Below are 6,908 nucleotides of genomic sequence, written 5' to 3' on the forward strand. Positions count from 1 at the left end.
GCACGGTTCGGTGGCGCATTGCTCGCCAGCCGTCGGATCACTCCCTCACGCGCAACCGCCCGTTCCCATGCCGCATCATCTACGGCGTTGATGTCTGAGCGATCCACCATGGCCAAAACCCAAAAAAGGTATCTTATGTCCGATAATGAAACTATAGTCCGGGAATGAAACAGGAACATGAATTCAATGTATTCAATAACTTAGAGTCCAGTAATGAAGCAAGAGCGACATCTTAAATTGAGTGGATCTTTGGAAAATCATGGGCGTAGAACGCGATAAATTGACCTCAGCACGCTCTGATAAGTTTCATGGGCATCGTCAAGTTATCGGCGTTTCTGGCATCGAAAGCGAGGGCGCTAGATCTTAGGTCGTCATCAACTCACGCGTGATGTCGCCCCAAATTCAGTGGGCCTCTGCTCTGGTTTGACGATAGGCAGCGGCTGAATGTGTATGGCGGCGCGGACGGAAGATGGTTTGATCCTGATTATGGATGGATAAGAACCGTTGTGCTTGGCGGGTTGATTTGAACCTACCCATGACCTTTTCTCGTCGTCGGGTGGGACGGTGCGACCCTTCGGATCTGTTGTTGATGCCCTTATGGCTGCGATGCTCTATTCCCGGGGCAGGCTCCTTCAGGGCGGCCCGTAGCTTTTGAGTTTATCGGTGACGATCACCGCGCCTCACCAAATGCCTTGAATAATTTACGGAAGAACCGAATGACGGCCCGTTTATTGCGCCAGGATTGCACGAGGATGTCCAGCACATTGCCTTTGCTGTCGACGGCGCAGCCCCAGCCGATACTTCTTACCATTTATCGGAAGGACGACTTCGGCCAGGTGCCATTTGTCCGCCACCTTAGGTCGACCTCCGCGGATAGCGTTGGCGTATTATAACCCGCACTTCGCAACCCTAGTGCGGAAAGTCTCGTAGCTGACCACAACACCGCGTGCGGCTAACAGATCCTCAACATCACGCAAACTCATGGGAAATCGATGATAGGTCCAGGCGGCGTATGCGATAATTTCAGGTTGAAAACGGTGGCCTGAAAAGGCACCAGATTGCTTGGGTTTGGTCATGCGCACGCGTACCGGCATTTGAGATGTCCCCACCGCGCCACATCACGCCGTGCCCTAGACATCTGCGATCAGAACAATGCGCCTGCCAAGCCCGACTTCGGCCTGAACCGCCTCTGCGATGACGGTGCTGAAATGGGTCTCAAGATAGCGCACAACAAACCCGCTGCGGGCGGCCAGCGTGTACCGCCCGCCCTCGTCCGACACAAAACGCAGGGGCGCGAACCAATTGCGATGCTTGTCAGGATAAAGCGCGCGCAGCCGCTCTGACACCGCCGACCACGACGTACCATCGTTCACGGGCGGGACATCTTGCACCGTCTTGGCAAAATCGACCTTCACCACCGAAGAACTTTGGGCCGGGTCCATGCTCTCCATCCGTTCGGCATAATCCGTGCCGACGGCGGCCCAGGTCGCGCGCGATATTTCAAACACCCGCAGAATGTTCAGCCGATAGGCCCCGACCCTGCCCCGTACCCCCTTGCGCACACAGATCAACAGCCGGTCATCCACCCAGCGTTTGATCTCGCGTTTTACGGTACGTTCCGTCACATGCCACATCCGCGCCATTTCTGGCTGGCCAACGCAGAAATGGTCCAGTTTCCAATTGTACCGTGCCGTGATCAGGGTACAAAGTCGTGTCATCGAAATTTGTTGGGCTGGGGCGCCATGCAGCCCCGAAACGCTTAGTGCTGTCAGCACATCATATTTCATAGACCCTGCACCGGGTCCGGTCAGCCGCTTTGGTTCCATGATAATCTCACTGTCTCACCTCACAACGCCGACCACCATTGGGTCGATTCTCATTGAGGTTTATAACTGCATGAAATCCCGATTTCTGTCAATGTTCCCCGAAATACAAGAATTTCAAACATAATATATGAATCAGGTATATAAGGTATAGGGTGACGCCACTATGTCACCTTATCGACGCTTTCGTGTCACCAAAACTGGTTGGAAACTTCTCTATCTGTCACCAAATATAGTTGAATTGTCCTGCGATCCAGATGGCGTGACCGATTTACAGGATCTCAAAAGCCCAAAGTTTGCTTTTGCCAATTTGGTCATATCCCGTTATTGAAGAAAAATACGAAAATAGCAAGAGCAGCATCATGAGAGACCATTCAGACCTTCAGGACATGAACGCGCGCAGTCTCGCACAACAGGCATCTGTGCGGCGCGCAACATTCGATCCTGGCGTCGTCAAGGCACTGCGCCCCTTCTCGATCTGGGAAATCAGCCAGTTCATGTTCGACATCCCCCCCGATACCCTGCGCAAGAAACTGGCCGATGACCCCACCTTGCCCCAGGGCGAAACCCAGGATGATGGCCGCCAGCGCTGGTTCTCGCTTAAGGAAATCAACGAACTGCGCCGCCGCCTGCGGTTCCGGGGTAAAACACTGCTGCCCCGCCGCCCCGATGGCCGCGCCATCCGCGTTGCCGTGTCCAACTTCAAGGGCGGCGTGGGCAAGACCGTCGTGGCGCAGCACCTGGCAAATGCTGCCGCGCTTGATGGCTATCGCGTGCTGTGTATTGACTTTGATCCGCAGGCCACGCTCACCCACTCCATGGGCCTGGTCGAGGTGAAGGAAGGCAACACCGTCTGGGGCGTCATGTGCCGCGATCTGTGCCACGAGGCGGACCGGATCATGAACAGCTATGACCTGCCCGAAGAATGCCCTTACCCCGCCTCCGATGAACTGCCCGAAGATGTGCAAAGCATCGGCGCGCAGCGGACGCAGGATTTCATCCAGCCCACCTGCTGGCCCACCATCGACATCATCCCCAGCTGCGCTAACGCGGCCTTTGTCGAATTTGCCAGCGCGCAATACCGGGCCTTGCACAAGGCATGGTCGTTCTTTGGATGTGTGGCGCGGTATCTCGATGAACTGCCCGACGATCAATATGACGTCATCATTTTCGACTGCCCGCCCGCCATCGGCTACCAGTCTCTAAACGCAGCGTTTGCAGCTGATATTCTCTATATCCCCTCTGGTCCCGGTTACTGGGAATACGATTCCACCACCAGCTATCTGGGCCAGTTGGGCGACGCGATGGAGGATATCTCGGACGGGTTTGGTAAGCTGGCAGCGGACGCAGGTATAACGCTTCCTAAACGGTTTATGGACATCCGTATCCTTATGACCCGCTTTGAAACCAACAACCCTTTGCATACCGCGATGATGGATGCTTTTCGCAATGTCTTTGGCGCTGACGTTTGCCAGAACCCGATTGAAATGACCCGGGCGGTCGAACAATCGGGGCGGTTTCAGATGTCGGTTTACGAACAGGACTACCGCCAGATGACCCGCGAAACCTGGAAGCGCGCGCGGCAAAGTTTTGACCGATCTTATGAGGAATTCAGGGAAACCATGCTGAACGCCTGGGACCGCGCCATAGAAACAGGAGAGATGTGACATGGCCAAGAGCAACAAATTCGGCTTTGCCCCGGTGGAGCCCGACGCCCCGAGACGCCGCGAACGGTCGGTCGGGCCGATGGGTGCCGCGGTGCGCGAAGCCGCGGAAAGCCTGACAGATGCCACCGACGCCAAAATCGAAAAGCGCCGCCAGAATGCCAAAGACGCCGAAGCGTTCCGCGCCGCACAGGACGAAGGCCGCGTATTGGTCGCGCTGGAATTGTCGCAGATCTCGGCCGACGATTTACCTCGTGACCGGATGGATCTGGAAGCCGTGGCATCCTCGGACGAGATGGAGGAACTCAAGGCTTCGATCCGCGAGCGGGGCCAGAAGGAACCCATCGAAGTCTATCCGGGGCCGGACGGGAGTTACCAGCTAAAGAAAGGGTGGCGTCGTTTTACCGCGCTGTCGCAACTGATGGCGGAAACCGGCGATGCGCGTTTTGGCACGATCACCGCGCGGATCGAACGCGGCGATGATGGGCGGTTGGCGCGCTATATTGACATGGTCGAAGAAAACGTCGTTCGCGAAGATCTGACCTTTGCCGAGATGGCACAGGTTGTCATCACCGCCGCGCAAGATGGCGGGGTGGGGGAGCCGGACCCCGATGCTCTGGTGGCGCGGCTGTACGGTTCGCTGCACAAGATGAAAAAATCCTACATCCGCAGCTTTGTTTTTCTGCTGTCGCAACTGGGCGATGTGCTGCCTTTCCCCAAGGCAATTTCACGCAACTTAGGTGTTGATGTGGCGCGGGCGTTCAAGACCCAGGACGCGGCCGAGGCGCTGCGCGCCAAGCTGCAGGGATGCCAAACCCCTGAGGAACAGAACAAGGTGCTGGCCGGATTTGTGGAGGCCACCAAGGGAACGCCGCAGACCCAAAAGAAAAAGCTGGAGCCGCGTGAGAAGTTTGAGTTTCACGTCGGCTCCCTCAAGGTGACGGCGCGGCGGGGTGAATGCCGAATCGTCAGCAAGGATGATTTCGCCGCCATTCCCAAGCCTTTGCTGGAACGCGCGATCAAAGCCTTTGAGGATGAGCTGCGCAGCGGTTCAAGTGTAAGACCGCTATAAAGATAGGGGTAACCCATGGGTTACCTCGTTTTTTGTCTATTAAAATCAAATAGTTGATTATTTAGTGGGGTGCGGCGAGGGCGCTTGTATCCCGCAGGGGCGGGAGAATTTGAAAGGAATGACCCAAATTTGACGCCCCTGCCCGGTTTCACCCATGTTCTCACCTGCAATTGACCGATGTTATCCACGGCGATGCCCCACATCAGCGTATTCTGTGACGATGCCGGGGCGCCGTTAGGCCCACATCATTTCCATCGGAGGCTATGCCTGTGCGGCGCGCAGGGACTGGCCCGAGAATAAGGCGAGGCGTTGCTTTTTCGGCAGGTCGCTGCGCAGTCCGGCGGCCAGCACCGTCTGTTTGATCAGTTGCGCCACGTGTTTGTCTGACTGTTGCGCATCCAGCACGCGGTTGTTGTCGCGGATGGTGCGGCGGAACAGCGGACTTGCGTTTATCTTGGCATAGTACACTTAGCGTTCGACGGCATGTACCGAGCAAATTTGATCAGCGCGCGCGGGAGGGTTTTGATCTCGCGCAGGCCGGACTAGGCGCGCAAGAACAGAACCATGCCGTTTTCATTCAGGATGACCCAGCCGCCCGCAGCGATCTCCCTCGCCTTGTTGCTTCACTTTCGGCGTTGAAATCCGAAGACTGCTGATCCTCGTCACAGCCCGGCTGCCTTCGTCAGGTTCACTCGGAACCGGTCGCGCCGGCGTTGATAACGGCGGGTCATTTCGGCCGAAGCGTGCCCGAGCTGCTTCTGGACATAACGTTCATCAACTTCTGCCGAACTGGCGAGGCCGGCACGCAGCGAATGACCAGAAAACAGTGCGAGCCGTTCCTTCTCAGGCAAGTCCGACCGAATTCCGGCGTCCAGGACTGTGCGCTTGATCAGGCGTGCGACATGTTTGTCGTTAAGCCGGGTCTCAGATGCGCGTTTGCCATCGCGCGAGGTGCTTACAAAGATCGGGCCGAAGTCGATCTTGGCGAAGCGCAGCCATTGCTCGAGCGCATGGACAGGGCAGGATTGATCCTTAGAGCCACGGCCGATCTCGACCTCGCGCCAGCCGGTCTTGGCATTGAGAGTGAGTAGGGCACCCTCGTCGAAGATCTCGATCCAACCGCCCGAGTCCGGCGTGTCGTCCTTGTGGACGTCCAAGCTGACAATTTCCGACCGGCGCAGACCGCCTGCATAGCCGAGGAGCAGGATGGCCCGGTCTCGCAGACCGCGGAGGTCGAAAGGAAGGGTGTCCACCATCGCGAGGATATCCTCGGCGAGGATTGCTTCCTTCTGCACCGGGGGGCGTGCATGCTTGCGTTTGATGCCGGCCAGCACTGTGGCTATATGCCGGTTCTTGCGGTCGAGATTGAAGCCGCGTTGCTTGTAGTTCCAACTAAGGCCAGAAAGACGGCGCTCGATGGTCGAGACCGAGAGGGCAGGGGCCTTTCCCGTGGGTGCCGCCAAGTTGGCGAAGTAGATCCCGATCATCTCGGGTGAAGGCGGCAAAGGATCCGTTCCCTTCAGTCTGCACCAGCGGGCAAAGTTCGCCCAGTCTTTCGCGTAGGCCTTCAGGGTGTTCTCAGAGGCCGCTTGCTTTGCATAGCCGCGTGCGGTTTCTACCAGTTGATCGAGAGTGCCTGAGCCAGCCACATGCGAGGGCAGGGTGATGCCTTTACTGTTCTCTTGATCTCGTGCGCCACCCTGAGCATCTTTGGATGTACGAGGACGTGCTGAGCTCAACTTCTCGTCCTTTTTGGCCATGTTTCCCCCGAAAACTCATTAGTATTGAGATGTCGCTCTTGCTTCATTACTGGACTCTAAGTTATTGAATACATTGAATTCATGTTCCTGTTTCATTCCCGGACTATAGTTTCATTATCGGACATAAGATACCTTTTTTGGGTTTTGGCCATGGTGGATCGCTCAGACATCAACGCCGTAGATGATGCGGCATGGGAACGGGCGGTTGCGCGTGAGGGAGTGATCCGACGGCTGGCGAGCAATGCGCCACCGAACCGTGCCGAATTCCTAAAGGCCTGCCGCGATCTTGGCCTCAAGCGCTCTCGCCTGTATGAATTGATCTCAGCGTACAAGGCGCGCCCGGTCGCCAGTTCCTTGCTGGCGGCTCAGGTTGGGACACCAACGGGTAGCCGCCGGCTGCCTGACGAGATCGAAGCGGTGATTTCGGGGGCGATCGAGGAGTTCTACAAGTCCCTCCAGAAGCCGAGCATCAACGCCCTGCAAAAGGAGGTCCGCAGGCGGTGCAGTCAGAGGGGTTTGCGTCCCCCGTGCTGGACCACGCTGCGGGACCGTGTGGCGGCGATAGATCCGGCGGAGCTCATGGCGGCGC

Annotated in this window: 5 protein-coding genes and 2 pseudogenes; 3 read left to right on the top strand and 4 right to left on the bottom strand. The window is 57.0% G+C overall.

The genetic code is table 11. The features are described 5' to 3' along the window. Positions 1 to 402 precede the first annotated feature (402 nt). Positions 403 to 1,076 (bottom strand): annotated as a pseudogene (locus A3722_RS23485) (IS6 family transposase). 54 nt (positions 1,077 to 1,130) lie between these two features. Beyond that, positions 1,131 to 1,718 carry a DnaA N-terminal domain-containing protein gene (locus A3722_RS15635; protein WP_161488227.1) on the bottom strand — a complete coding sequence of 196 codons (588 nt, stop codon included), beginning with the start codon at positions 1,716 to 1,718 and terminating at the stop codon, positions 1,131 to 1,133. 467 nt (positions 1,719 to 2,185) lie between these two features. Here A3722_RS15635 and A3722_RS15640 point away from each other — a divergent pair, with 467 nt between their 5' ends. Further along, positions 2,186 to 3,490 (top strand): AAA family ATPase, encoded by a 1,305-nt coding sequence (locus A3722_RS15640; protein ID WP_150120096.1) that lies wholly within the window; start codon positions 2,186 to 2,188, stop codon positions 3,488 to 3,490. Between the two features lies 1 nt (position 3,491). After that, positions 3,492 to 4,559: a ParB/RepB/Spo0J family partition protein gene (locus tag A3722_RS15645; protein ID WP_067626721.1), complete on the top strand. Its 1,068-nt coding sequence runs from the start codon at positions 3,492 to 3,494 to the stop codon at positions 4,557 to 4,559. 261 nt (positions 4,560 to 4,820) lie between these two features. Here A3722_RS15645 and A3722_RS15650 read toward each other — a convergent pair whose 3' ends face one another. Next, entirely contained in the window at positions 4,821 to 5,027 is a 207-nt protein-coding gene (locus A3722_RS15650) for a hypothetical protein (RefSeq protein ID WP_067626723.1), read from the bottom strand. A 194-nt stretch (positions 5,028 to 5,221) separates the two neighbouring features. After that, complete coding sequence (locus A3722_RS15655; RefSeq protein WP_067626725.1) at positions 5,222 to 6,319, bottom strand: tyrosine-type recombinase/integrase; 1,098 nt, start codon at positions 6,317 to 6,319, stop codon at positions 5,222 to 5,224. A gap of 150 nt (positions 6,320 to 6,469) precedes the next feature. Here A3722_RS15655 and A3722_RS15660 point away from each other — a divergent pair. Beyond that, positions 6,470 to 6,908, top strand: a pseudogene (locus A3722_RS15660) (Mu transposase C-terminal domain-containing protein); the annotation flags it as partial.

Origin of the sequence: Sulfitobacter sp. HI0027 (genome assembly GCF_001634775.1) — a bacterium.
Classification (GTDB): Bacteria; Pseudomonadota; Alphaproteobacteria; order Rhodobacterales; family Rhodobacteraceae; genus Sulfitobacter.